Origin of the sequence: Actinokineospora spheciospongiae (genome assembly GCF_000564855.1) — a bacterium.
In the GTDB taxonomy this organism is placed as follows: domain Bacteria; phylum Actinomycetota; class Actinomycetes; order Mycobacteriales; family Pseudonocardiaceae; genus Actinokineospora; species Actinokineospora spheciospongiae.
On sequence record NZ_AYXG01000216.1, the window covers coordinates 1 to 24,719 of the forward strand.

Sequence of the window (24,719 nt, forward strand, 5' to 3'; positions counted from 1 at the left end):
ACTCGGGCAGTTGGCTCGCCAGGCCGCCGGTTTTCGGGGTGGTCGGCTGGCCAAGCGCATCCACGCACCCGGGCAGTCGGCTCGCGGGGCCGCCGGTTTCGGGGGTGGTCGGCTGGGCAAGTACCTCCACCCACCCGGGCAGTTCGCTCGCCGGGGCGGCGGTTTCGGGGTGGTCGGCCTGCGTTCAGGGCATCCGCCCACCCGGGCAGTCGCTTGCCGGGGCGGCGGTTTCGGGGTGGTCGGCTGGGCTGCTGCGCCGGTGTGGTTCCGGGGTGGCTGGTGGCCGGGCCGGCGGTTGGCGGGGTGGGCGGCTGGGCAAGTGCATCCGCCCACCCGGGCATTCGCGTAGCCGGGCCGCTGGTTCTTGGGTGGCTGGCTGGCTGGCTGGTCGTCGTTGCGGCGGTGGGGTGTGGCGGCGGGTTCTACGGGGTTGTCGGGTTGAGGCGTTGCAGGACCGCTCGGGCGACCGCGTCGGTGCGGCGGAAGCCGGGGGCGTTGGTGTGGGGGCGGGAGAAGGCGCCTGCCGCTCGGATGCTGGTGTGCGGGCCCATGGCGATGCGCCTGGGGTTGGTCGTTCCGGTGGCGTCGACCAGGTCGCCGACCGAGCGGATGGTGATCCGGCCGGTGGAGCGACCACCGGTCAGTACTTCCTCCACCAGTTCGCCCCGGTCGCGCAGGGCGGCGATCAGCGGGTCGGTGGCCCGGCGCACGCTCGGGGCGGGGAGGCGTGCCTCCACCAGGGCCGTGCCCACCTGCCGTCCCGGGACGGCCGGGCTGCCCGCGACGAAGCGGCCGCCCTCCGGGCGCACCCACATGTCCGGTCCGACGAACGAGACCACGCCCGCGCGGGAGAGCGCCAGCAGTTGCCGCAGCCGGGGTCCGGGTGGTCCGCTGGCGAAGTAGCTGAAGAAGCCGAACCACCAGCCGTCCACGTCGTCGATCTGCGCGTCCGGTGTCAGCCTGCCCGATGCCACCACCCTTGACAGTTGTCCGAAGCTGACCAGCAGGCCCAGGAACGCGCCCATGTCGGCGCTGAACCCCGGGTTCGCGCGCCGGGCGAGGTCGGTGGTGATGTGGGAGTGCAGGTGCTCGGTGAACGCCCCCCGATCCGGGAAGGTCAGGCCCGCCAGCGGTTTGTCGAGCCCGTCGGGGTCGAACCGGTCCTCCGGGGCGGGCACCGCCGCCTCGACCAGGGCGCGCAGTTCGGGGCTGTTCCACTCCGCCGCCGCGTAGGCCGCCTCGAAGTCGGGGAACGGCAGCCGGGTTCGCTCGGGGTGGGCGGTGAACAGTTCTGTGTAGTAGGCCCAGCCGATGTCCTTGGCCATCAGCGGCCACAGGTCCCGGCGGAAGTCCAGCGGCTCCGGCCGCGCGGTCAGCTCCGCGATCGCCGCGTTGTCGAAGAAGCGGGGGAGGGCGGCGAACGGCGCCCGCAACCGGTACTCCGGCTTCGCGCGGTAGGGCACGCCGCGCCGGGAACCGATGTGCAGGTGGGGTTCCTTGCCCGACGGGTGGTAGACCAGCGTGCCGCCCTCGGTCTCGTAGCGGCCGCCGCGGCCCTCGGTGAGCAGCACCATCAGGTCGACGAAGGCCAGGCCGAAGCCGCGCACCAGCACGTCCTCGCCGGGTTGCAGCGCCGACAGGTCGATGTCGGAGGTGTAGGCGGGCGGGACGTAGCGCAGGTCGTGCTCGCGGGCGTACTCGGCCAGCGCCTGCTGCGCCGGGCTCGGGTCCACGTCCAGGTGCCCGATGGCCAGCACCACCATGTCCACCACCAGCGGCTCGGCCCGCTCGGCCAGCCGCACCGACTGCGGACCGCCCGGGTCGCCGGTGACGTCGACCGCGGTGTCCTCGTGCACCACCACCTCCACCGAGGGCGGCAGGTCGGCGAGCACGCCGCGGAAGAACCAGTCCAGGTAGGCGCTCTGCAACCGGCGGGTGGGGAAGCGGGTCGGGGCGGCCTCGGCGAACTCCGCGCGCAGGTCCTCCGGGACGCCCTCCCCGCCCGCCGCGCGGATGCCCGCCGCCCACTCGGCCAGGGTCGGGCCCGGGCGCACCGGGCCCGCGCAGCGCACCGACCCGTCGAGGAACATGGTGACGTCCTCGGGCATGGAGTTCATCCACAGCAGCGGGGACTGCTCGTAGCGCCACACCCGGCCCGCGCCGGGCGGGTGCGGGTCGATCAGGTGCACGGTCAGGTGCCCGGTGAACAGTTCCGGCGCGTTCGCCGCGATCCGCTCGACCAGCCCGACCCCGCTCGGCCCCGCGCCCACCACCGCGACGGACACCCGGTCGTCTGCTGCCACCGCGCCCCTCCGATCCGGTCCCCACCGACAGTAGGTTTCCGGTCCGGCGGGCGAGGGGCCGTCCACCCAGTGGGACGTCCTCAGCGCACCCGTTCGACCAGCCGCTGGGCCAGCCACCCGGTCACCTCGGCCACCACCCCCGGGTCGACCGGTTCGGCGAGCTGCCTGCGGAAGTCCTCCCGCGACGGGACCCCGGGGTCGAGCCGCAGCAGGTGGGTGAGGTCCGGCACGCGCCGCACGGACACCTCCCCCGCCACCAGGTCCGCGATCACCGCCAGGTCGTCCGGGTCGACGGTGATGTCCTTCTCCCCGGTCAGCGCGAGCACCGGCACCCGCACCGCGGCCAGGTCGGCGCACGGGTCGTGGTGCACGAACTCGCGCAGCAGCCGGTCCACCCTGGGGTCGCCCGCCTCGGCGTGCGCGACCTCCCGGGTGATCTGCTCCTGCGCGGTGCGCCGCAGCACCCGCAGCAGCAGCCGACTGCGCCGGGGCAGGTCGGCCGGGGTCCAGTGCCGCGCGCTGTCGAGGAACACCCGCTTGCCGCTGCGCGCCGGGCACGACAGCAGCACCAGCGCGTCGACCTCGGTCCGCGCGGCCAGGCCGAGCGCGTGCAGCGCCCCCTCGCTGTGCCCGAGGAGCCCCACGCCGCGCACCTCGGGCCGCGCCGCCAGCGACGCCAGCGCGGCGGACGCGACCTCGCGGTGGTCGTAGAACCCCATCGCGCGCCACCGCGCGTCCGTGGTCCCGGTGCGGTCGTAGCGGTAGGAGGCGATCCCGCGCGCGGCCAGCCCCCCGGCCACCGCGGGCCCCAACCCCAGCGCCCCCGCCCGCCGGTTCCCGTCCCGGTCGACCCGCCCGGCCCACAGCAGCAGCACGGCCGGGTGCGGGCCGTCCCCGTCCGGCAGCACCAGCGTGCCGGTCACCCCGCCGCCGCCCGGCAGGTCCACAGCCATCTCGATCTCGCGCATCCACCACATCCCAGTCCGAGTCCGACGGCGGATGATCTTCCTCTCCCGCCGCCCGCCCACCCCTGTCCGGGTGGATCGCGGACCCGGGACGGGCGCTTCACCGCTCCTGCGGTCGGCGGCCGGGTCAGTCGGCCGACCGGCCCAGCAGCCGCGGGGCGCGCGGTCCGGCGAGGACGGCAGGATGCCGCTGACCGCCTCCGGTCAGCCCGCCCACCGCTCCTCGGTCATGCCGCCCGCGCGGGAGCGGGCCACTGCCCGCTCGTTCTCCGGCGTGAACACCTCGGTGCGCTGCCGCTCGGCCCGGCGCTCCGCGTCGGCGAAGACCAGTTGGGTGTTGACGGCGACCCCGACCCGGTACCCGGCGCTCGCCGCGTTCACCACCTGCTCGGCCGGGCCGGTGATGTTGCCCGCCGCCCACACGCCCGGCACGCTGGTCATCCCCGTGGCGTCGACCTCGACGAACCGGCCGAACGGGGTCTCGGCCTGCTTCGCGCCGAGCGAGGACAGCAGGGTGTCGCGGGGGACCATGCGGGGCGGCACGACGAAGGTGGACCGGGGGAAGAAGTTCCCGTCGGTGAGCCGCACCCCGGTCAGCCGGTCCTCGGCGACCTCCAGCTTCTCGATTTCCCCGCGCACGACGCAGATGCCCGCCGCCCGGAGCAACTGCCACTCCGCGTCGGGCACCGCGTTCACGTCCACACCGTCGAGGAACACGGTGACGTCCTTCGAGAGCTGGTGGAACAGCAGCGCCTGGTGCACCCCACCCGCCTTCGGGTAGAGGACGCCGATCGGCTGGTCGCGCACCTCCCACCCGTGGCAGTACGGGCAGTGCAGCACGTCCTTGCCCCACCGCTCGGCGACCCCGGGGACACCGGGCAGCTCGTCGACCAGACCGGTGGCGACGACCAGCCGCCGCGCGTGGACCCGCCCCCCGGTGGCGAGGGTCAGGTCGAACCCGCCCCCGCCGTCCGGGGCGACTCCGGTCACCTCGTCGGAGGCGGTGTGCACGCCGTAGGCCGACACCTCCCCGCGCACCACCGCAAGGAACTCGGCGGGCGGCATCCCGTCGCGCGAGGGGTAGCCGTGCATGTGACCGGCGGGGGCGTTGCGCGGCTCGCCCGCGTCGATCACCAGGACGGAGCGGCGCGCGCGCCCCAGCACCAGCGCCGCCGACAAACCGGCCGCGCCGCCACCCACGACCACGGCCTCGTAGCTGTTGTTCTCGATCTGCATCGGTGGCTCCTCGGTCCAGTCCGTCAGCGGTGTGCTGACAACACTGCGCCGATCTGGCCCAAGCGGCAACAATCTTTGCTCAAATGGCAAGCACTGGAGCTGTCGATCACGGGTAGCGCCGCCGTGGCCGTGGTCCTAGGCCGGGTCCTTGCCCGCGGTGATGTCGGCGCAGAGGGCCAGCAGGTCCTGCTTGTCGAGGACCAGGTACTCCTGTCCGTCCGCCGAGCGGGCCGAGCCGTCGGTCTTGGCGGTGTGGAAGTGGCGCTGGTCGTCGGGGACGGCGGCGACCCGCCCGGCGACCCGGGGGAGTTCGGGGCCGGTCAGGTCGGCGTCCAGCGCGACGTGGGAGCCGAGGGCGGTCAGGACGAGGCGGAGCCTGGCCGGGTCGGCGAGGGTGTCCGGGGTCAGCAACTCGTCGACGACGGCCTGGAGGAGTTGCTGTTGGCGGTCGATGCGGTCGAGGTCGCCGCGGTCGAGGCCCTGGCGCTGCCGGACCCAGGTCAGCGCGTCGTCGCCCGCGACGGTGATCTGCCCCTGGGCGAAGGTGGTGCCGGTGCGGGGGTCGGTGGTCTCGAACGGGTTCTGCACGGTCACCCCGCCCAGGTGGGTGGTGATCTCGCGGACCGCGGTGAAGTCGACCAGCACCACGTGGTCGAGGCGCCAGCCGGTCAGGCCCTCGACCAACCCGGCCGTCATCGGCACCCCGCCGTAGGCCAGGGAGGCGTTGGCCTTGGCCTCGCCGTGGCCGGGCAGCGGAACCCAGGAGTCGCGCGGGATGGAGACCACGTCGATGCGGCTGTCGTCGGCCGCGACGCGCAGGACCATGATCGTGTCGGCGCGCTGACCGGTGACGCCGGACCCCGCGTCCTCGCCCGTGCGCTCGTCGCTGCCGATGAGCAGGATCGTCAGCGGGTCGCCCGGTTCCTCGGCGGGGCGGTCGGCCAGGCCGGAGAGGGTGTCGCCGGGGAGGGTGGCGACGCCGTCGGTGAACGCCGAGCTGACCACCCAGCCGACGCCGAGTCCCGCCACGACCGCCACCGCCGCCACGGCGACCAGCAGCCGGACGAACACGGTCACTGCGCGCAGTCTCATGCGGGTCAGTGTGCGTCACCCGCACGGGCTAAGCCAAGACACGACTTCATCAGGTGAAACGCCGGTGACCGGCATCGCGCCTCACCCGTTCGGCGGACGGGTCGCCCGAACGCCATCGCCACGCGGAGTGAGCACCCCCGGAGCGGGCCAAAATTCCAACAGCACTTATACAAGTGCTGTTATGATTACCGCGTGCAAGATCCGACCGAACACAGCCGCTGGCGGCCGCTGCGCCTGCTCCAGGCCGCCATGGACGACGACATCGCCCGCCTCTACGCCGACCGGGGCGTCGCCGGGCTCAAGCCGAGCTTCGTGATGGAGCTGATCCGGTTGCACGCGCGCGGCCCGATGACCATCACCGAACTCGCCGAGTCCGTCGAGCGCACGCACTCGGCCATGAGCCAGAAGGTCAAGGCCATGCGCGCGGCCGGGCTCGTGCGCACCACGACCGGGGCCGACGCGCGCAGCAAGAGGATCACCCTGACCGCCAGGGCGCGGCGGGAGGTGGGCGCGCTCGCGGCGGAGTGGCGGGCCACCGAGGCCGCCGTGGCCGAGTTGGAGGCGGAGATCCCCTACCCGCTGAGCCGGGTCGTGGTCGACATCGAGGCGGCGTTGGCCCGGCGCGGTTTCCACGACCGGATCGCCGAGAAGCTCCGGCAGGACCCCGAGTGGGGGTGATGGTCGACCTCCGCCCGCTGCGCACGTCGAAGTCGTTCCGCGGGCTGTGGATCGGCCGGACGTTCGCCGGGCTGGGCTCGCAGTTGACGCTCGTCGCGGTGCTCTACCAGGTGTGGCAGGCCACCGGGTCGGCGCTGTGGACCGGCGCGGTGGGCTTGGCGCAGGCGGTCCCGCTGATCGCGCTGGGGATGTTCGCCGGGGCGCTGGTCGACCGGGTGGACCGCCGCAAGTTCCACCTGGTGACCCTGACCGGGCAGGCGGTGTGCTCGGTGCTGCTCGCGGTGCAGGCGTTCCTGGACGTGCCGGTGGTCGTCGTGCTGGTGCTCGTGGCGGTGCAGTCGTGCTTCGTCGCGGGCGGTGGACCGGCCGCGAGGACGTTCGCGCCGCGACTGCTGCCCGCTGACCAACTCGCCGCCGGGCTGGCGCTGCAACGGATCTCGTTCCAGGGCGCGATGCTGCTCGGCCCGGCCCTCGGCGGCCTGCTGCTGGGCTGGGTCGGCGTCGGCGGCTGTTACCTGGTGGACGTGGCCACCTTCGGGGTCGCCTTCCTCGGCGCCTTCGGGCTGCCCGCCATGCCGCCCGGCGGCGAGCCCGCCCGGCCCGGGGTGCGCGGGGTGCTGGACGGGCTGCGGTTCCTGGCCGGGCACGCGACCGTGCGCGGCGCGCTGCTCACCGACCTCGCCGCCACGGTGCTGTCCATGCCGATCAGCCTGTTCCCGCTGCTCAACGCGGAGCGCTTCGGCGACGACCCGCGCACGCTGGGGCTGTTCCTGTCCGCGATCGCGGTCGGCGGGGTGGTCGCGTCGGTGTTCTCCGGGACCTTCACCCGGCTGCCGCGCCAGGGCGTGGTCATGCTCGCCGGGTCGACGACGTGGGGGCTGGCGATGGTGCTGTTCGGGTTCGCGGCGGACCCGTGGCCCGCGCTCGGCGCCCTGGTGCCGGCGGGTGCCGCCGACACCGTGTCGGTGGTCTCGCGCGGGGCGATCGTGCAGCTCAACACCCCGGACGAGCTGCTGGGCCGGGTCGCCGCCGCCGAGTTGGTCGTCGGGCAGGCCGGGCCGGACGTGGGCAACCTGCGCGCCGGGCTGGTCGCCCACGCCACCACCGGGACGGCCGCGCTGGTCAGCGGCGGGGTGCTGTGCGTGGCCGTGGTGGCCGCCGTCGGCGCGTTCACCCCCGGGCTGCGCGGGTACGCCTACTCGCCGTCTTCCTCCTCCGGGGGCGGGGCCTGACGGCGGGCGACGACGACCAGCAGCGCGATGATCAGCACCGGGCCGAGGAAGACGGCGATCTCGTCCCAGCCGCCCTGGTGCATCAGGATCACCGGCAGTTCCTCGGCTCGGTACACCGTCACACCCCCGAGACCAGCGCGATGCCGACGGCGGTGCACCCGACCATCAGCGCGAGCATCGGGTACTGGCCCACCCGCTCGTACCCCGGCCGCAGGTCGCGCAGCGACCGGTCGTGCGCGGAGGTGACCGCCAGGACGTGCCCGAGCACGATCCCGCCGACCTGCACCGCCGCGATCAGCCCCGCCGACAGCAGCGTGTAGTCCACCGAGGCGCCGGAGAGGGCCGTCCACCCGCGCTGCCCCTCGAACACCGCGAACGAGAAGTAGTGCGCCACCGTGTACCCGACCATGATCGGCACCAGCGTGTGCGCGAACGCGTCGTAGGCCGCCACCGACCGGCGCAGGTACGGCCGGGTCAGCCGGATCGCCCCCGCGTAGGCCAGCGCCGTCGCCGCGACGGCCACCACCAGCCCGACCGTGCCCACCGCGGCGGACGTCCCGAAAAGCTCCTGAACGGATGTCCCCTGCGCAGACGTCCAAACCGGAAGCCGCGTCAACCCGTCGAAGACCGTGGAACCCAACACCAGCAACACGAACGGTGTCAATCCGCTGCGGGCCTGGAGCGTCATCAGGCCGTCGAGCGGGTTGCGCAGCACCAGCGCGCCGTCCGCGCGCCGACCCAGCGGCGACAGCGCGGCCACCAGCACCGAGTACAGCTCGAACCCGTCGCCCCGGTCGAACCACCCCGGCCCGAACACCGCGCCCGCCACCACGTGCACGACCGCGTACACCGTCACGAACACCGCCACGACCCGCACCGAGTCGGAGAACCCGGAAGCCAGTTCCAGCCACAGGAACGCGAACAGGCTCACCACGGCGGGCCAGTGCCCCACGGCGGGCAGCTCCCGGCGCGGCACCAGCCGCCCCAGCCCGGCCGCGAGCGTGCGCAGCGGGTTCGCCAGCCGCCACACCGGACCGAACAGCAGCGACACCGGCACCAGGCCGACCCAGAACCAGGCGTAGAACCACGCGGGCGCCGGGTTGTGCTCCACATCGGACGGACCGCCCCACGCCACCGCCAGGAACCCGGCCAGCAGCAGCACCCCCACGACCTTCAGCGCCACCCGGGGCACCGGCAGCCGCACCGCCCGACCGCCCTCGGCGCCGCGCAACCGGGGCCGGGTCCACAGCGCGGTCAGCGCCAGGAACGACACCAGCACCGCCGCCGCGCCCGCGTTGAGCGCCAGCCACAGCGGCACCGGCAGGTCGGACCGGCCGCCGAGGCCGTGCGCCAGGATCACCCGGAGACGCGCAGCGAGGTCACCGCCGCGCCGCTGTGGTGCAGTTCCACCTCGAACACGCCGGTGGCGCCGGCGGTGAAGGAGACCGAGCCGGGCTGCCCGGCGACGAGGTCGGTGGCCTTGTCGTAGCCGTGCACGTGCAGTTCGTCGTCCACGTCCGAGGTGACCTCGATGCGGACGGTGTCACCGGGGCGCGCGTCGACCCGCTCCGGTCCGGCGACCCGTTCGCCCGCGCGGACGGTGAACCGGGCGACCTGCTCGGTCGGGGTGGTCGAGGGCACCGTGGAACAGCTCGCCAGCAGGGCGAGCACGGCTGCCGCCACCAGGGGGTTGCGCATCCTCGCGCGTCCTTTCCGCCGGAATCCGGGTCTTGCCGCCCGATCGGGACGGCCCTAAGGTGTGATCGAAAGTAACAGTTACTTTGATTAACTGCTACTCCCGGTCCACACCCCCTTCGGCGAGGAAGGCGACACCGTGTTGTTGGCGCAGGAGGGAAGCCCGCCCGCGGGCGGGGCCGAGTTCGGCCAGATCGTGCTCGCGGCACTCATGTTCGCGGTGGTCTTCCTGCCGCTGGCGGTGTTCGTCATCCGCGAGCGGGCGGGCAAGCGCACGGTGATCGGCCGGGTCGCGGACTGGATGGGCCGGGTCGGCGGGATGCCGCGGTGGGCGGCGATGCCGATGCTGGTGGCCGGGCTCTCCGGCCTCGCCGCGCTCATCGGCGTCTACTGGGACGTCCCGATCCACATGGAGCTGGGCCGCGACGAGGGGCCGCTGGCCAACCCCTCGCACTACCCCATCTACTTCGGGCTGATGGGCATCTTCGCCAGCGGCGTGCTCAGCGCCGCGCTCGCCAAGGGCGACCTGCCCGCCCGCACCTTCAAGATCGGCCCGCACTGGCGCGCCCCGATGGGCAGCATCCAGATGATGGGCACCGGCCTGGTCGGCGTCGCGGGCTTCCCGCTCGACGACGTGTGGCACCGGCTGTTCGGGCAGGACGTCACCGAGTGGGGGCCGACCCACGTGCTCATGATCGGCGGCGGCATCGGCGTGGTGATCGGCATCCAGCTCCTGCTCGCCGAAGCCCGCCAGGTCGGCGCGACCGGGCTCGCGGTGCGCGTCCAGGGCCCGGTGCTCGCGGGCGCTTGGACCATGGGCGCCTCGGCGTTCCTGATGGAGTTCGACCTCGGCGTGCCGCAGTTCCCGATGCTCGCCCAGGTGGTCCTGGTCGGCCTGATCGGCTCGTGGACGCTGGTGTTCGCCCGCCTGTCCTGGGGACCGGGCGGCACGCTGTTCGTGCTCGCGGTGTTCCTGCTGACCCGGGCGCTGTTCGCAGTCCTGCCCGCGGTCGACGGCCTGCACGTGGCCTCGCTGCTGCCCTACGTCGCCGAGGCCGTGGTCATCGAGGTGGTGGCGCTGCTGGTCGGGGCCGGGCACGGGTGGCGGTTCCCGGTCGTGGCGGGCCTGGCCTCGGGCACCGTCGGCCTGCTGGGGGAGTACCAGTTCAGCCAGTGGCTCATGCCGAACCCGTGGCCCGCCGCGCACCTGCCGCTGTTCCTGGTGTTCGGCGCGCTGGCGAGCGTGGGCGGCGCCCTGGTCGGCGCCTGGCAGCACCGGCGGGTCTCCGACGTCGCGGCGCTGCGCGAGCGGCCCACCCCGGCCGAGCCGTTCCGCACCCGCCACCTCGGCGGGCTGGTCGGCGCGCTGCTGGTCACCGGTCTGATGGCGGCCGTCGTCGTCCCCGCCGACCCGCCGCCGGGCCTGTCCGCGGACATCGCGCTCAGCGAGTCCCCACAGGGGCAGGAGATCTCCAACCCGCACGGCGGCGGCGTCCCGCGCTGGGTCAACGCCACGGTGACCATCTCCGACCCGGAACTGGCGGGCGACGCGGTTTGGCTCAACGGCTTCGCCTGGCAGGGCGGCGACTTCTACACCGCGCCGCTGGTCGAGGTCGCCGACGGCGTCTACCGCACCGCCGAGCCGCTGCCCGCCTTCGGCCAGTGGAAGTCCGGCATCCGCCTGCACGCCGCCAACCGGGTCATGACCCTGGCCCCGATCTACGCCCCGGCCGACCCGGCGGCGAACGCGCCGGAGATCTCGGCGGTCTCCGGGCCGCGCGACTTCATCTCCGAGATCTCGTTCCTGCAGCGCGAGCGCAAGACCGACACCCCGCTGGTGCTCTGGACGATCGGCTACCTGCTGGTCGGCGCGATCTTCGCGGGCATGTGGGCGTTCTTCGCCTGGCTCTACGCCGCGGCCGCCGCGGGCGCCCCGACCGCGCGCCGCGAGGTCTCCGCACTGCCCTGACCGAACCCCGCCGCGCCGACCCGCCGCCCCTGTCCCGCTCGCCGTCCCGCTCGCCCGGCGACCACCCGATCCGCCACCGATTCGAGGTCGAGGCCGACTCGCCCAATCGAACGACGCCCGAGGCTGTTCAGATTCCCGTTGAACACGGGTAACGTCCCAGCCAGGCCCCGGCCGTTCGCGGTCGGGGCCGCGTCGGTTCCGAGCTGTGCGAGGTCCCGGGAGGACATCGTGTTTCATCCCGTTCTCGGCTGGGCATATGGGTACCGAACGGCCTGGCGCGAAGGTGGTGTGGTGATGGACCCCAGCCGACTGACATGGCACGAGCAGCGCGTGCTCTCCGAGATCGAACGGCGCCTCGACCAGGAAGACCCGGACATGGTCTCGGCGTTCCGCGCCGAACCCGCGGCCGGGGCCGTGCCGGGACCGGGCAGGCTCTCCCTCGCCGGGGTCGCCGTGCTCGTCGCCGTGGTCGGCCTGCTCGTCTCCGCGCCGCTGGTCGTGTTCTGCGGCATGATCGCCGCCGCGGCCGTCCTGCTGGTCGACGCGCCGGAACCCAGCCCGGGGCCCGAAGCGCGCGAAGGTGGACTCCCGGGGGCGTTGCCCCCGGTGTAGGGCGCACGGCCCCCGGCGCCGGGGAAGCGCCGGGGACCGTGTTCTGCTGTCCTTACTGCTGCCTACCCGCCCGAGGTCAGAGGGTCGGCGCGGCGTACAGCAGGCGGTTCGGCGAACCCGAACCGGGGTTGGTGACCTTGCCCGTGGTGGCCTGCGAGGTCAGGTAGGACGCCACGGTCGCCGGGGAGGCGCCGGGGTTGGTGGCCAGGTAGCGCGCCACCACACCGACCACGTGCGGGGTCGCCATCGAGGTGCCGCTGATGGTGTTCGTGGCGGTGTCGCTGGTGTTCCAGGACGACAGGATGCCCGAACCCGGCGCGAAGATGTCCACGACCGAACCGTAGTTGGAGTAGCTCGCCCGCGCGTCGGTGCGCTCGGTGGCGCCCACGGTGATCGCCTCGGTCACCCGGGCGGGTGAGGTCGAGCCCGCCGAGGTGGAGCTGTTGCCCGCCGCCACGCCGTAGGTCACGCCCGAGGCGATCGAGCGGCGCACCGCCGCGTCGAGGGTGGTGGACGCGCCGCCGCCCAGGCTCATGTTGGCCGCCGCGGGCTTCACCGCGTTCGCCGTCACCCAGTCGATGCCCGCGATGACCCCCGCGGTGGTGCCGGAGCCGTTGTTGTCCAGCACCCGCACGCCGATGACCGTGGCGCCCTTGGCCACGCCGTAGGTCGACCCGGCGATCGTGCCAGCCACGTGCGTGCCGTGGCCGTTGCCGTCCTGGGCGATCGCGTCGTTCGACACGAAGTCGTAGCCGTTGCGCGCCCGGCCGCCGAACTGCGAGTGGCTGACCCGCAGACCGGTGTCGATCACGTAGACGTTCACCCCCGCGCCGGTGCTGGCGTAGGTGTAGCGCGCGTCCAACGGCAGGTTGCGCTGGTCGATGCGGTCCAGGCCCCACGGCGGGTTGGTCTGCGTGGCGTCGGCGTGCACGACCTGGTCGGCCTCGACCGAGGCGACCGACGGGTCCGCGGCCAGCCGCTTCGCCTGCTTCTCCGACAGCTTCGCCGAGAAGCCGTGCAGCGCCGACCGGTACACCCGGTCCACGGTGCCGCCGAAGGTCTTGGTGAGCGAGTCCGCGCTCGCGGCGCTGAGGCCCGCGGTGTCCTTGAGGGTGACGATGTAGCTGCCGGGAACCGCCCTCGCGGAGTCCGCGGCCAGCACGGTGCCCTCGGCGGCCGCCTGGGCCGGGGTGGCCACGAGGCCCAGCGCGACGGTGGCCGCGCCGAGCCCGGCGAACAGGCTGAACTTGCGCATACGTGTCTTCCGTTCTTCGCAGGGAATGGCGGCGGGCAGGGACTCGCCACCGCGAACGACATTAAGCGCGCACCCCCGGCCGTGGCATCGGCCAGAAGTGGGACGGCCGCCCACCTGCGAGAACACGCTGCGAATATGGCAATGACTGGGAATGGGAAATACTGGCAACTGTGGTGCGCGGAAACCGGACGTAGCAGCCGTTCAATATTCGGAAACCATTTCATCACCTTTGGTGAAAACGTCGCCCACCCGGGGCAATTGCTTTGCCGCGGTGTTTCCGGCTCGTGGCCCGCGAGCGGCGGTCCACCCGGGTTGGGCGGGGTTCGCGCCACCCGGCACACTTGTCCCGATTGGTCCGATCGGGTGGTCGCCGGGAATCGCCGCTCACCCGTCGGTGCCTGCGCCCATGCTCGGTGCGGACCGGCTTCGGGCACGTTCCCCGGGAGGACTGGACAGATGACCACGCCGTACGGCCAGGACCCGCACAGCGGCGGCCACCACCCCAACCCCGGCGGCGTCCCGACCTGGGGCCCGGGCACCGGCGGCCAGCCCGTGCAGCAGCCCGGCGCGTACCCGATGACCGGTGGTCAGCCCGCGCTGAACCCGCCCCCGCCGCCGGGGGCCAAGCGCGGCCGGGGTGCGCTCATCGGCCTGGGCGCGGCGACCGCGGTGGCGCTGGCCGCGGCGGCCGTGTTCGTGTTCCTGTGGCTGGGCGCCAAGGGCGACCGCGACGACCTCGACACCAAGTACCAGCAGCAGACCTCGGCGCTGACCTCCGCGCAGGACGGCAGGAAGAAGGCCGAGGCCGACCTGGCCTCGGCCAAGGAGGACGCCGACAAGGCACGCAGCGCGCAGCGCAAGGCCGAGGGCGACGCCGCGGCCGCCGAGAAGTGCCGCACCGCCGCCCGCGCCTTCGTCGCCGCCGCCCAGGGCACCGACGAGGCCAAGGTCAACCAGACCGCCGACGACATGGTCGCCGCCTGCTGACCCCCACCGCTGCGACGTCGGCCCCGCCCGGTTCCCCCGGCCGGGGCCGACGCCGTTCCCGGGTCCTCCGCGCAGACCTGTCCGGGTGATCGTCATGCGCGCCGCGGCGGTCCAGGATGGCCGGGACGCCATCCGAAGGAGTGCCGCGATGACCGAACCGCTCACGCTCGACCCGGCGACCACCGCCGTCGTCCTGATCGAGTTCCAGAACGACTTCACCACCGAGGGCGGCGTCCTGCACGACGCCGTCGCCGAGGTCATGGCCAAGACCGGCACGGTGCCCAACACCGTCGCCCTGGTCGCGGCGGCCCGCGCCGCCGGGGCGACCGTCATGCACGCCCCGATCTCGTTCGCGCCCGGCTACCACGAGATCTCCCGCCACCCGTACGGCATCCTCAAGGGCGTGGTCGACGGCGGCGCGTTCGTCCAGGGCGGGTGGGGCGCCGCGATCGTGGACGACCTCGCCCCGCGGCCCGGCGACATCGTGGTCGAGGGCAAGCGCGGCCTCGACACCTTCGCCAGCACGAACCTCGACTTCATCCTGCGCAGCAAGGGGATCACCACCATCGTCCTCGGCGGGTTCCTCACCAACTGCTGCGTGGAGTCCACCATGCGCACCGGCTACGAGAACGGCTACCGGGTGATCACGCTGACCGACTGCCTGGCCGCCACCTCCCAGGCCGAGCACGACAACGCGATCGCCCACGACTACCCGATGTTCTCGCTGCCGGTCACCTCCACCGAGGTCATCGCCGCCCTGTCCTGACCGCCGTGACCCCGGTCGGGCGCGCCGGTCAGATCGGCCAGCAGGGCCGCCTTGACCGCCGCGCGGCTCGCCGCGACCAGGGTGAAACCCGCCTCGCGCACCAGCCGCTGGCCGTGGCCGCCCGCGGTGACCCCGCGACCGCCCTCGGCCACGACCACCGCGCCCGCCGCCCGGTAGGCCAGGGCGGAACCCGCGGCCCGGGCGGCGAGCAGCGCGTCGACGTCACCGAGCCCCGCGTCCAGGTCGGTCCGCACGGTGTCGACGCGGTCGCGGATCGCCGCCGCGGCGGTGGGCTGGTCGAGGTCGTCGAGCAGGGTGGCGCAGCGGCGCGCGATCCCGAGCGCGAGGCAGCCGTTGAGGCGGGAGCCGAATGCCTGCGTGGCGCGGAAGTCCTGGAGGCCGACCGTCGAGAGCACGCGGTCGGCCGGGACCCGCAGGCCGTCGAAGACCAACCGGGCGGTGTTCGTCGCCTGGGCGGCGACCAGGTCGAACGGCCGCGCGGTCAAGCCCGGCGCGGCCTTCGCGTCGACCAGGGCGTTGACGACCGAGTCCCCGTGCACACCGGAGACCTGCAGGACGTCGACGGTGCCCCAGCCGCTGACGAACGGCCCGTCGCCGGTGAACGCCCACCCGCCGTCCACGGGTTCGGCGCGCAGCCGGGGCGGGTCGGCGAGCGCGCCCGCGAACGCCACCCCGCCCCTGACCCGGCCCGCCACGGCCGCGTCGAGGAACCGCTCCCGCAGCCCGGTGTTGTCCGATCGCGAAAGGCCCATGACCACGCCGTGGTGCTGCACCCAGGTGAACGTCGTCGCCAGGCACCCGCCCGCGAGCACCTCCAGCGCCTCACCCATCGCGCCCAGGTCGACGTCCTGCCGGGCGGCCACGCCGTAGAAGCCCTCGGCCGCCAGGACCCGCCAGTGGCTCTCCGGGACGACCCCGGTCCGGTCCACCCGGTCGGCGTCCGGGAACAGCACGGTCTCGGCGATCCACCGGGCGCGCTCCACGAGGTCAGCCATGAACTTAGGCTAGCCTGACTCGCTGACGGGTGGGCGCGGTTCCGGCACACCGCCGCCGTCGCCCGCTCAGGCGGCGCGGTGCTTGCCCGCCGGGCGCAGGTGGCGGCCGGTGCGCGGGGTGCCGGGTTCGGCGCGGTCGGGCTCGCCGGGGTCGTCGAGGAGGCGGACGGTGTCCTCGCGGTCGTCGGTGGCCAGGTCGCCGGGGACCGGGTCGCGCTCGACGCGGCGGATGGCGATCAGCAGGATCAGCCCGGCGACGATCAGCCCGTGGCCGAGCACCCGGGGGACCGGGGCGGAGCCGGTGATCAGGTCGTGCGCGGAGTAGCCGAGCAGCACCAGCACGAACCCCGACAGCACCGGCACCATCCCGATGGCGTTGCGCGGCCGCCAGGCGACCCAGTAGAAGCCGATGCCCAGGGCCAGGTTCCACGCCGTGCTCTCGTTGAACAGGTGCAGCGCCAGCGAGGAGTCGGGGTGCCCGCCGTGCGCGGCGGCGTCGGTGCCGAAGATCTGCGCCAGCCCCAACCCGAGCTGCGCCACGGCGACGAGCCCCAGCAGGAACCGCGGCACCAGCCCCGGCGTGCGGGCCGGGGTCGGCGCGTTCTCCAGGATCAGGTCGGTCAGGTCCGGGACCCGCGCGGCGGGCCGCACCCGCAGCAGCCGGGCACCCGCGCCCGCCCGGGCCCACCAGTGCAGGCAGGCGGTGCAGCCGTCGAGGTGCTCGTCGGTCCGCTCGGCGGCGACCGGTTCGGCCTCGCCGTCGAGCCGGGCCGAGAGCGCTTCACGGCACGTCACACAGTCCATACCCGTATTGTCGCCCAACCGGCGGACAAAGTTCCCCTTGCGGCGTCGGTTACCCTCGGGGACTGTGCGAGCCGAGGACGACGACATCACCGCGTGGGCGCTGGCCGCGGGCCGGGGTGACCGCCGGGCGCTGGAGCGGTTCGTCCGCGCCACCCAGCGCGATGTGTGGCAGTTCACCGCCCACCTCGCCACCGTCGACCTCGCCGACGACCTGACGCAGGAGACCTACCTGCGCGCCCTGCCCAGCCTCCCGCGCTTCGCGGCCCGCTCCACCGCCCGCACCTGGCTGCTGTCCATCGCCCGCCGGGTCGTGGTCGACAGCGTCCGCACGGCCATGTCCCGCCCCCGCCGCGCCGCCGCCGAGGACTGGGTGGCCGCGGTGGAACAGCGCCAGGCCCGCAACCACGAGAACTCCTCCGGCTTCGAGGACATGGTCGAGGTCCAGGTCCTCCTCGACGCCCTCACCCCCGAACGCCGCGAAGCCCTGGTCCTCACCCAGGTCCTCGGCTTCTCCTACGCCGAGGCCGCCGACGTCTGCGGCTGCCCCATCGGCACCGTCCGCTCCCGAGTCGCCCGCGCCCGCGACGACCTCATGCAGGGCGAGCACTCCCGCCACACCGGCTCGGCCTGACCTCACGCGGCACCCAGGGCCACCACCGCCCGGTGCCGCAGGTCCACCGTGGTCCCCGTCTCAAGTGGACTCCCGTCCAGCATGACGTGGTACCGCTCGGCCAGGACGTACTCGGGATCACCGTTCTCGTCGACCGAGGCCAGGCAGATGTTGACCAGGTCGTAATCGCGGTGGTGCTCGGCCAGGTGGGCGGCGGCCCAGGTGGTCATGTCCTCGATGGCCGTGGTGGTGGCCGAGTCGGTCAGGGCGGTGGGGTCGAGGGGGACCGGGGCGAAGGCCAGCAGGGTCCAGTTGGCGTGAATCCGCTGCTCGGGGTGATCGATGCGGTAGAGGAAGTAACCGAAGTCCATACCCACTCCTTGTAATCTGTACAGAACTCGATACGCGCAGTGAACCATCCATGCCCACTCACTGCAAGTTGTTCTGTACAGATTTCGCGAATGCGGTTCTGGCTACGAGGTGAAGCGGTACTCCAAGACGTAGGAGGCGGAGTCCAGCACCATCTCATTGACCTCCACCGCCAGGTCCTCCGCCGTGTAGGCGGTCCGGACGATCATGATGACCGGCGTGCCCTGGGCCAGGTGGAGCGCGTCAGCCTCCTCGGCGCGCGGCATCCGGCAGCGGACCTCCTCGCGGAACCTGATCGGCTTGTGGCCCAAGTCGGCGAGGCGGCCGTAGGCGCCGCCGGGACCGGTGTCCTCCTCGCCGATCGGCGAGCCCGCCACCAGGGCGGCCGGGTAGTACGAGGTCGCCAGCTGGACGGGGCGGTCCTCGATCGCGTAGGTGCGCCTGCGGACCAGCACCTCCTCGCCCTCGGCCAAGCCGAGGGCACCCGACACCGAGGCGGGCGGCGCCTCGCGAGTGATGGCGATCGACCGGACATCCGGCCTGCGGTCCGGGTCGTCGGCGGTCCAGATGGACTCCCCACCCGACCAGACGGCTTCCTGGAGGCGGTCCGGGGACACGCGACGGATGGGTCGGAACTCGCGCACGAACGTTCCGGCTCCCCGGCGGGCGATGATCAGCCCCTCGTTCTTGAGCGCATCCAGGGCGCGGCGGGCCGTGGGCTGTTCCACGCCGTAGGTCGCCATCAGCTCGTTCTCACCGGGGACCTTCGCGTTCGGCGCGAGCGCGCCGGAGTCGATGCGGTCGCGGAGTTCGGCCGCGATCTCGCGGTAGCCGAACCTGCCCGTGGGCATCGCCTGTCCTCCTCGCTGATCAACAGTTCCGTACCGCAGGCAGATTACCCGCGCCGGGCACCCGCCTCACCGGCGACGCGCACCCGCCCAACCTCCGCCAGCGGCGCGGCGGGGGGCCTGCGAGGGTGGGGGCATGACTGAGCGCTTCGAGGTGTCCCGGGAGATCGCCGCGTCCCCGGCCGAGGTCTTCGCCGTCCTGACCGACCCGCGCGGGCACGTGGCGATCGACAGTTCCGGCATGCTCCAGTCCGCCGTGGGGGACCGGGTCACCGCCGTGGGCGACCGGTTCGTGGTGCACATGGACCGCGAATCCCTCAACGACTACCCCATGGGCAAGTACGACGTCACCGTCATCATCACCCGGTTCGCCCCCGACACCGAGATCGAGTGGACCATCGACGGGCAGATCCAGCCGCCGATCAGGCACCTGTACGGGTACCGGTTGGCCCCCTCGGCGGTCGGGACGACCGTCACCTCCTACTACGACTGGAGTCAGATCGAGGAGAGGTACCGGGGCAAGGTCAACTTCCCGATCATCCCGGAGGCCGGGCTGCGCGCCACCCTGGGCATCCTGGCCCGGACGGTGGAGGGGCGCTAGGGAGCCCGCGACTCGCGGTTGTCACACGCGCCTCACTTTCCCGTGATGTGCCTCCGGTTTTCTGGCCTCCCACCACAACGGGAGGTTCGCGTGAGCATCTACCAGGACATCGGCGGCGAGGGCGCGCTGGTCGCGGTCGTGGACGACTTCTACGACCGGGTGTTGGCCGACCCGGAGTTGGTGGCGTTCTTCGAGGGCGTGTCGATGCCGCGGCTCAAGGGGATGCAGGTGGAGTTCTTCGCCGCCGCGCTCGGGGGGCCGCAGGTGTACTCGGGGCGGTCGATGCGGGAGGTGCACGCCGGGCGGGGGATCGCGCAGCGGCACTTCGACCTGGTGGCCAAGCACCTCACCGCCGCCCTGCTGGCCGCGGGGGTGCCCGCGGGCGCGGTGGAGGCCATCATCGGGGCCGTGGCACCGCTGGCGCCGGAGATCGTGTCCGCCTCGGTGGCGTAGCACCCCCCGGGGGTGGCGACGGGCGTCACGGCGAGGAGTGGTTCGGGTACGCTCAGGCGCCGGGGTAGGGGACCCGGGTTCCGAGGTTTGGGGTGGCCATGCCCGCGCGCCACCCAGGGGGAGCTTGATGGACAGGCTGTTGACCGGCCCGGTGCCCGACCGGACGCCGGTCGCCGAGGTCGACGGCACCACCGCGGCCGGTGCGGCGGTCACCGTCCTGGTGGTCACCGCCGCCCTCGACGCGGGGGCGCGGCGGGTGCTGCGCGCCGAGGCCGCCGGGTTGGCCCGGCGGTTGGCCGCGGTGGACCGCCGCCTCGTGGCGCCGCTGCTCGACCACGGTGCCGACGCCGAGGGGCGGCCCTGCCTGGTGCTGCCGCGCCGGGGCCGCCCGCTGGGGGCCGCCGGGCCGGTGTCCGCCGCCGCGGTGGCCGAGGCGGCCGGGGTGTACGGCGCGGGGCTCGCCGCGTTGGCCGACGCGGGGATCGCCGGGCCGGTGCCCGCGCTGTTCAAGTCCGATGTGGACGGCGTGGGCGGTGTTCGGCTCGGTACGCCGGTGCCGCCCGCGCTGGCGTCGCTGGCCGGGTTCGACGGCGGGCACACCCCGCCAGAGGTGCTTGACGGCGGGGCGTGGACCGCGGCGGCGCAGGTGTTCGGCTGCGCCTCGCGGCTCTGGGCGCTGCTCACCGGCCGCCCGCCCTACCTGGCCACCTCGACCGGCGCACCCCCCGACTTCCCGCGCGGTCTGGCCCCGGCCGCCGCGGTGACCGCGCTGCGGGCGGGCCTGGCCACCGACCCGGCCCGGCGGCCCCGCACCGTCCGCGCGTTCACCGCCGCCGTCGTCGCGGGCCTGGTCGAACCCGTGCGCCCGGCCGCGACCGCGGTGTCCACACCGGACCGGGTGTTCGGCGGCTACCTGCTCGGCGAACCGATCGGCCGGGGCGCCACCGGAACCGTGCACGCGGGCACGCGGTGCGCCGACGGCGCCGCGGTGGCGGTGCGGTTGCTGCGCGCCGAGTTGAGCCGCGACCCGGACCGGTTCCGCTCCACCACCGCCGCCGTCACCGGCCTCGACCACCCGAACCTGGTGCGCGTGCACGAGGTCCTGGTCGACCGGGGGCGGGTCGGTGTCGTCATGGACCTGGTCGACGGGGGGAGCCTGCGCGGGGTCCTCGACCGGGGGCCGCTGCCGCTGGGGGAGGCCGCCGCGCTGCTCGCGCAGACCGCCGCGGGCCTCGCCGCCGGGCACGCCGCGGGGGTGGTGCACGGGGACCTCAAACCGGAGAACGTGCTGCTCACCGGCCCGGAATCGGCGCGCACCGCGCTGCTGGGCGACTTCGGGCTGGCCACCGGCCTGGTCCGCACCCCGGACGTGGCCGCCCCGGAGGTCCGCCGCGGCGACCGGCCGGGCACCGCGGCGGACGTGTACGCGCTGGGCGCCACCGCCTACGAGGTGCTCGTGGGTCAACCGCCGACCGCCGCGCCCGGCCCGGCCCGCCCGGACGGCATGGCGGGCTCGGTGTGGGAACTGGTCGCGTCCTGCCTGCACGAGCACCCCGAGCACCGGCCGACCGCCCGGGAGGCCACCCGCCGCTGGGCCGCCTACACCGACCGCGCCGCGCTGGTCGACGTCCCGCTGCCGCGTCGGGCGTCCGACCCGGTGGAGCGACCGCGCCGCCCGCCACCCGCCGCCCCGGCCGCTCCGGTTCCGCGTGAGTCGGCGCCGCCTGGGCGGCGCCTGCCCCTGGCGGCCTGGTTGCGGTGGTGGCGTTCGCGCTGAACCGGACAGCGCCTGCGGTGAACCGATTCCCCGTGGTCACGCGGACCCCCAGCACCGCGTGACCCCTGTAAACCTCAGTGCACACTAACAGCGCCGCACGACCCTGGCAACTAAAGTTGCCATGTGCGATGCTTCTGACAGGCCGACGACGAGCGGACGGGAGCGCCGAATGGCCGAGCACGAGCCTGCCGCCCACTCCCTGGCGGGCAAGCTGCGCCACCTGGTGGCCGCGATCCCCGCCCCGGGCGGGCACCGGTACTCCGCCCGCGAGATCGCCGACGAGATCAACCGGCGCCGCGGCGAGAAGGCGATCTCGCACACCTACGTGGCCAACCTGCTGGCGGGCCGCAGCACCAACCCCACCCTGCAGGCGGTCGGCCTGCTGGCGGAGCTGTTCGGGGTGCCCGCCGCCTACTTCCTCGACGACGAGGTCACCCACCGCATCGACGGTGAGCTGGAGCTGATCGCCGCGCTGCGGCAGGCGGGCGTCGAGCGGGTGGCCACCAGGATGGCGGGGCTGTCCGAGGACGGCCTGCGCTCGCTGGCGCAGGTCGTGGAGCAGATCCGAGCGGTCGAGCGGGGGGACCCGGGGGCAGCCGGTCCGGCAGACTGAGCACGGGGACGGGTCCGGGGGAGGACGGCATGAAGGGCGCGAGCCTGCGCAGGTGGTGCCGGAAGCGGCTGCGTGAACTCGGCCTCGACCGGCCGTTCACCCTCACCGAGCTGTGCGAACACCTCGGCGAGCGGCGCGGCAGACCGATCCGGCTGATGGCGGTCGACCTGCCCGCCGACGCGCCGTGCGGGCTGTGGATCGGCACCGCCGCGGTCGACTACATCTGCTACCAGGGCAAGACCAGCGCCCTGCACCGCGAGCACATCGTGCTGCACGAACTCGGCCACATGATCGTGCACGACACCGGCACCGGCGGGACCGGCGCCGACAGCGCCTGGCTGCTCAGGCTGGCCCCGCACCTGGACCCGGGGACGGTGCGGCGGGTCTACGCCCGCGACTGCGGCGAATCGGACGAGGAGCGCCAGGCGGAGATGATCGCCACCCTGCTCAGGGGCACCTGCCGCCGCCCGGCCGCCCCGCCGTCGCCCGGCGTGCTGGGCGGGTTGGAAACCCAGCTCGGCTTCCGGAACGACTGAGCCGTGGTCACCTGGTTGGAGCCCTTCGGCATCGCGGTGCTGTGGCTCGTCGCCTTCCTGCGCGTCCCGAGGTCGGTCCGCCACCGGCGCCAGCGCGGCATCACCGGGGTCTGCTTCGCCATCGCGCTGACCATGACCATCTACCGGCAGCCGGTCCTGGACCTGCTGATGGCGGTCATCCCCAGCGGCCGCGCCATCGACCTGGTCCGGCACGCGCTCTCGATCTCCGCGGGGGCGTTCGTCCTGCACGTCATCCTCGCCGCCACCGGCCGCGCGCGGCACCTGGGGCCGCTGGTCGGGACCACCGCGCTGGTCGTGGCGGTGCTGCTCGCGCTCGACGCCACCGCCCCCGCGCACACCCGCTCCGGCATCACCACGCCGCAGATGCCGATGGCCTACTGGGTGCTCTTCTTCGGCTTCAAGCTCGTCGCCAACACGCTGTGCGCCTACCTGTGCTGGCGCAGGCAGGCCGAGGCCGAGGACCGGTCGGTGCGCACGGGTCTGGCCGTGTTCACCCTCGGCATGCTCAGTTGCGACGTGCTGTGGGTGGTCCACCTGGTCTACGCGGCCGTCCGCGACCCGGACCTGCTGCCGCTCATCTCGCCCCTGATGGGCGTGCAGGCCCTGCTGGTCGCCGTGGCGGCCGGGTTGCCGCTGGTCGCGGGTGTGCGCCGGTTCCTCGACGACCACCGCGCCCACCGGCGGCTGCGCCCGCTGTGGCTGTCCCTGGTGACGGCCCTGCCGCACGTCCGCGCCGACAGCCCGCACTCGCGGCTGAGCACCTTCGTCTCCCCGCGGGCCATGTCCCTGGTCCTCTACCGCGTGCTGATCGAGGTCCGCGACGCCATCCTCGCCCTGCGCGACCACGTCCCCGCCGACGTGGGGCAGCGCGTGGTCGAGCGGGTCGACGGCCTCGACGTGCCCGACGCCGACCGCGACGCCTTCGTCATGGCCCTGTGGCTCGACGCGGCGCTGGAGGCCCGGCGGCAGGGCCACGGGGCGCGGGAGGGCCACAGCACCGTCAGCTCCCTCGGCGGGGCCAGTCCGGAGGAGGAACTCGACTTCCTCCTGCGGGTCGCCGAAGCGCGCGATTCCCCGCTGACCGCCGCCACCCGCCCACCCGCACCGGAGCCGCGCCCATGACCCCGATCCACGGCACCTGCCACGAGCGCTTCGCGGGCGTCCGCGACGCCTTCGCCGACCTGTTCGCCGCCCACGGCGAGGTCGGCGCCTGCGCCGCCGTCCACCTCGACGGGGACCTGGTCGTGGACCTCTGGGGCGGTCACACCGACGCGGCGCGGACCACGCCGTGGGCGCGCGACACGCTCGTCTGCGTCTGGTCGACCAGCAAGACGGTGACGAACCTGTGCGCCCTGGTCCTGGCCGACCGCGGCGAGCTCGACCTGGACGCGCCGGTGTCGCGCTACTGGCCGGAGTTCGCCGCCGAGGGCAAAGACCGGGTCGAGGTTCGCCACCTCTTGGCGCACACCGCGGGCCTGCCCGACTGGGACACCCCCCTGCGCGTGACCGACCTCTACGACTGGGACAAGGCCACCACCCTGCTCGCCCGCCAGACCCCCCGCTGGGAACCGGGCACCGCCTCGGGCTACCACGTCACCACCCAGGGCCACCTGGTCGGCGAGGTCATCCGCCGCGTCACCGGCCAGACCGTCGGGGACTTCCTCGCCGCGGAGGTCTCGGGCGCCGACTTCGCCATGTCCCTGCCCGCCTCCCAGGACCACCGGGTGGCCGACTGCATCCCGCCGTCGCAGCCCGCCGCGCCGAAGGCCACGCCCCCGCCGGTCTCCGTCCGCCGCCTGGTGGACCCCGAGGACACCTGGACCCCCGAGTGGCGGCGCGCCGAAGTCCCCGCTGTCGGCGGTTTCGGCAACGCCCGCTCGGTGGCGACGATCCTGTCCACCCTGGCCGGTGCCGACACCGCGCTGCTGTCCGAGGCGGGGCGCGGGCAGGTGTTCCGCAGGCAATCCCACGGCACCGACCTGGTCCTGGGCGTGCCGATCACCTTCGGCATCGGCTACGCCCTCGCGGACCCGCAGTGGGCCATCTCCCCCAACCCGCGCACCTGCTTCTGGGGCGGCCGGGGCGGTTCCCTCGCCGTGGTCGACGCCGACGCCCGCCTGGTCGTCACCTACGCCATGAACCGGATGACCACGACCGGCCTGCGCGACCCCCGGGGCCTGAGCCTGGTCGAGGCCGCCTACCGGGCCCTGGCGACCTGACCGGCGCCCGCCCCGCCGCCGCGGACCTCGGCGGCGGGGTGCCGCGCGGCGGTGCGGGTGGC

Annotated in this window: 26 protein-coding genes; 14 read left to right on the top strand and 12 right to left on the bottom strand. The window is 73.9% G+C overall.

Features of this window, described 5'->3' with window-relative positions:
- Positions 1-422: 422 nt before the first annotated feature.
- The 4 genes from UO65_RS27375 to UO65_RS27390 all read right to left on the bottom strand — a co-directional run bounded on the left by UO65_RS27375 (position 423) and on the right by UO65_RS27390 (position 5,596).
- On the bottom strand, positions 423-2,303 hold the full coding sequence (locus UO65_RS27375) for an FAD/NAD(P)-binding protein (protein WP_035288105.1): 1,881 nt from the start codon (positions 2,301-2,303) through the stop codon (positions 423-425).
- A gap of 80 nt (positions 2,304-2,383) precedes the next feature.
- The gene (locus UO65_RS27380; RefSeq protein WP_035288155.1) at positions 2,384-3,271 is read right to left on the bottom strand and encodes an alpha/beta hydrolase; all 888 of its coding nucleotides are present in this window, start codon (positions 3,269-3,271) and stop codon (positions 2,384-2,386) included.
- A gap of 201 nt (positions 3,272-3,472) precedes the next feature.
- On the bottom strand, positions 3,473-4,504 hold the full coding sequence (locus UO65_RS27385; protein WP_035288107.1) for an NAD(P)/FAD-dependent oxidoreductase: 1,032 nt from the start codon (positions 4,502-4,504) through the stop codon (positions 3,473-3,475).
- A 135-nt stretch (positions 4,505-4,639) separates the two neighbouring features.
- A complete protein-coding gene (locus tag UO65_RS27390) occupies positions 4,640-5,596 on the bottom strand; it encodes an LCP family protein (RefSeq protein ID WP_084176312.1) in 957 nt (318 codons plus the stop codon).
- 192 nt (positions 5,597-5,788) lie between these two features.
- On the opposite strand from UO65_RS27390, the gene UO65_RS27395 reads away from it, so the two are divergent.
- Both UO65_RS27395 and UO65_RS27400 read left to right on the top strand, forming a co-directional pair.
- Positions 5,789-6,274 carry a MarR family winged helix-turn-helix transcriptional regulator gene (locus UO65_RS27395; RefSeq protein ID WP_035288109.1) on the top strand — a complete coding sequence of 162 codons (486 nt, stop codon included), beginning with the start codon at positions 5,789-5,791 and terminating at the stop codon, positions 6,272-6,274.
- Positions 6,274-7,506 carry an MFS transporter gene (locus tag UO65_RS27400; RefSeq protein WP_035288160.1) on the top strand — a complete coding sequence of 411 codons (1,233 nt, stop codon included), beginning with the start codon at positions 6,274-6,276 and terminating at the stop codon, positions 7,504-7,506. The genes UO65_RS27395 and UO65_RS27400 overlap by 1 nt, the downstream gene beginning before the upstream one ends.
- Here the strand turns inward: UO65_RS27400 and UO65_RS37030 are convergent.
- From UO65_RS37030 to UO65_RS27410, 3 genes are read right to left on the bottom strand one after another with little or no spacing between them, the layout of a single operon-like run.
- Positions 7,470-7,628: a hypothetical protein gene (locus UO65_RS37030; RefSeq protein ID WP_161784525.1), complete on the bottom strand. Its 159-nt coding sequence runs from the start codon at positions 7,626-7,628 to the stop codon at positions 7,470-7,472. The two genes, UO65_RS27400 and UO65_RS37030, sit on opposite strands and share 37 nt — an antisense overlap.
- A complete protein-coding gene (locus tag UO65_RS27405; RefSeq protein ID WP_035288111.1) occupies positions 7,625-8,866 on the bottom strand; it encodes a hypothetical protein in 1,242 nt (413 codons plus the stop codon). Before UO65_RS27405 ends, UO65_RS37030 begins: the two co-directional genes overlap by 4 nt.
- Complete coding sequence (locus tag UO65_RS27410; protein ID WP_035288113.1) at positions 8,863-9,204, bottom strand: cupredoxin domain-containing protein; 342 nt, start codon at positions 9,202-9,204, stop codon at positions 8,863-8,865. Before UO65_RS27410 ends, UO65_RS27405 begins: the two co-directional genes overlap by 4 nt.
- A 136-nt stretch (positions 9,205-9,340) precedes the next feature.
- Between UO65_RS27410 and UO65_RS27415 the strand changes: the two genes are divergently transcribed.
- Positions 9,341-11,170 carry a hypothetical protein gene (locus UO65_RS27415; protein ID WP_035288115.1) on the top strand — a complete coding sequence of 610 codons (1,830 nt, stop codon included), beginning with the start codon at positions 9,341-9,343 and terminating at the stop codon, positions 11,168-11,170.
- A 294-nt stretch (positions 11,171-11,464) separates the two neighbouring features.
- A complete protein-coding gene (locus UO65_RS27420) occupies positions 11,465-11,782 on the top strand; it encodes a DUF3040 domain-containing protein (protein ID WP_110081135.1) in 318 nt (105 codons plus the stop codon).
- A gap of 76 nt (positions 11,783-11,858) precedes the next feature.
- On the opposite strand, the gene UO65_RS27425 is transcribed toward UO65_RS27420, so the two are convergent.
- Positions 11,859-13,037, bottom strand: coding sequence for a S8 family peptidase (locus UO65_RS27425; protein ID WP_052021856.1), 1,179 nt, complete (start codon positions 13,035-13,037; stop codon positions 11,859-11,861).
- Positions 13,038-13,493: 456 nt separating this feature from the next.
- On the opposite strand from UO65_RS27425, the gene UO65_RS27430 reads away from it, so the two are divergent.
- Positions 13,494-14,024 (top strand): hypothetical protein, encoded by a 531-nt coding sequence (locus UO65_RS27430; protein ID WP_035288120.1) that lies wholly within the window; start codon positions 13,494-13,496, stop codon positions 14,022-14,024.
- A gap of 148 nt (positions 14,025-14,172) precedes the next feature.
- Positions 14,173-14,790, top strand: a complete 618-nt coding sequence (locus tag UO65_RS27435; protein ID WP_035288123.1) for a cysteine hydrolase family protein — start codon at positions 14,173-14,175, stop codon at positions 14,788-14,790.
- Here the strand turns inward: UO65_RS27435 and UO65_RS27440 are convergent.
- Together UO65_RS27440 and UO65_RS27445 are read right to left on the bottom strand one after the other, a co-directional pair.
- Positions 14,733-15,806, bottom strand: coding sequence for an acyl-CoA dehydrogenase family protein (locus tag UO65_RS27440; RefSeq protein WP_063936021.1), 1,074 nt, complete (start codon positions 15,804-15,806; stop codon positions 14,733-14,735). The two genes, UO65_RS27435 and UO65_RS27440, sit on opposite strands and share 58 nt — an antisense overlap.
- Positions 15,807-15,872: 66 nt before the next feature.
- Complete coding sequence (locus UO65_RS27445) at positions 15,873-16,610, bottom strand: zf-HC2 domain-containing protein (protein ID WP_035288125.1); 738 nt, start codon at positions 16,608-16,610, stop codon at positions 15,873-15,875.
- Positions 16,611-16,674: 64 nt separating this feature from the next.
- On the opposite strand from UO65_RS27445, the gene UO65_RS27450 reads away from it, so the two are divergent.
- The gene (locus UO65_RS27450; RefSeq protein WP_035288128.1) at positions 16,675-17,241 is read left to right on the top strand and encodes a sigma-70 family RNA polymerase sigma factor; all 567 of its coding nucleotides are present in this window, start codon (positions 16,675-16,677) and stop codon (positions 17,239-17,241) included.
- A 2-nt stretch (positions 17,242-17,243) separates the two neighbouring features.
- Here UO65_RS27450 and UO65_RS33760 read toward each other — a convergent pair whose 3' ends face one another.
- Together UO65_RS33760 and UO65_RS27460 are read right to left on the bottom strand one after the other, a co-directional pair.
- On the bottom strand, positions 17,244-17,591 hold the full coding sequence (locus tag UO65_RS33760; RefSeq protein WP_052021859.1) for a hypothetical protein: 348 nt from the start codon (positions 17,589-17,591) through the stop codon (positions 17,244-17,246).
- A 102-nt stretch (positions 17,592-17,693) separates the two neighbouring features.
- Complete coding sequence (locus tag UO65_RS27460; RefSeq protein ID WP_035288134.1) at positions 17,694-18,440, bottom strand: GntR family transcriptional regulator; 747 nt, start codon at positions 18,438-18,440, stop codon at positions 17,694-17,696.
- Between the two features lie 133 nt (positions 18,441-18,573).
- On the opposite strand from UO65_RS27460, the gene UO65_RS27465 reads away from it, so the two are divergent.
- From UO65_RS27465 to UO65_RS27495, 7 genes are all read left to right on the top strand, one after another.
- Entirely contained in the window at positions 18,574-19,038 is a 465-nt protein-coding gene (locus UO65_RS27465; protein ID WP_035288137.1) for an SRPBCC family protein, read from the top strand.
- A 90-nt stretch (positions 19,039-19,128) separates the two neighbouring features.
- On the top strand, positions 19,129-19,491 hold the full coding sequence (locus tag UO65_RS27470) for a group I truncated hemoglobin (RefSeq protein WP_035288139.1): 363 nt from the start codon (positions 19,129-19,131) through the stop codon (positions 19,489-19,491).
- A 127-nt stretch (positions 19,492-19,618) separates the two neighbouring features.
- Positions 19,619-21,268 carry a serine/threonine-protein kinase gene (locus tag UO65_RS33765; RefSeq protein WP_052021861.1) on the top strand — a complete coding sequence of 550 codons (1,650 nt, stop codon included), beginning with the start codon at positions 19,619-19,621 and terminating at the stop codon, positions 21,266-21,268.
- 169 nt (positions 21,269-21,437) lie between these two features.
- Positions 21,438-21,881 carry a helix-turn-helix domain-containing protein gene (locus tag UO65_RS27480; RefSeq protein ID WP_035288142.1) on the top strand — a complete coding sequence of 148 codons (444 nt, stop codon included), beginning with the start codon at positions 21,438-21,440 and terminating at the stop codon, positions 21,879-21,881.
- 29 nt (positions 21,882-21,910) lie between these two features.
- Entirely contained in the window at positions 21,911-22,417 is a 507-nt protein-coding gene (locus UO65_RS27485) for a hypothetical protein (RefSeq protein ID WP_035288144.1), read from the top strand.
- A 3-nt stretch (positions 22,418-22,420) separates the two neighbouring features.
- On the top strand, positions 22,421-23,560 hold the full coding sequence (locus UO65_RS27490) for an MAB_1171c family putative transporter (protein WP_035288146.1): 1,140 nt from the start codon (positions 22,421-22,423) through the stop codon (positions 23,558-23,560).
- Positions 23,557-24,657, top strand: a complete 1,101-nt coding sequence (locus UO65_RS27495; protein WP_035288168.1) for an EstA family serine hydrolase — start codon at positions 23,557-23,559, stop codon at positions 24,655-24,657. The genes UO65_RS27490 and UO65_RS27495 overlap by 4 nt, the downstream gene beginning before the upstream one ends.
- The last annotated feature ends 62 nt before the right edge of the window (positions 24,658-24,719 follow it).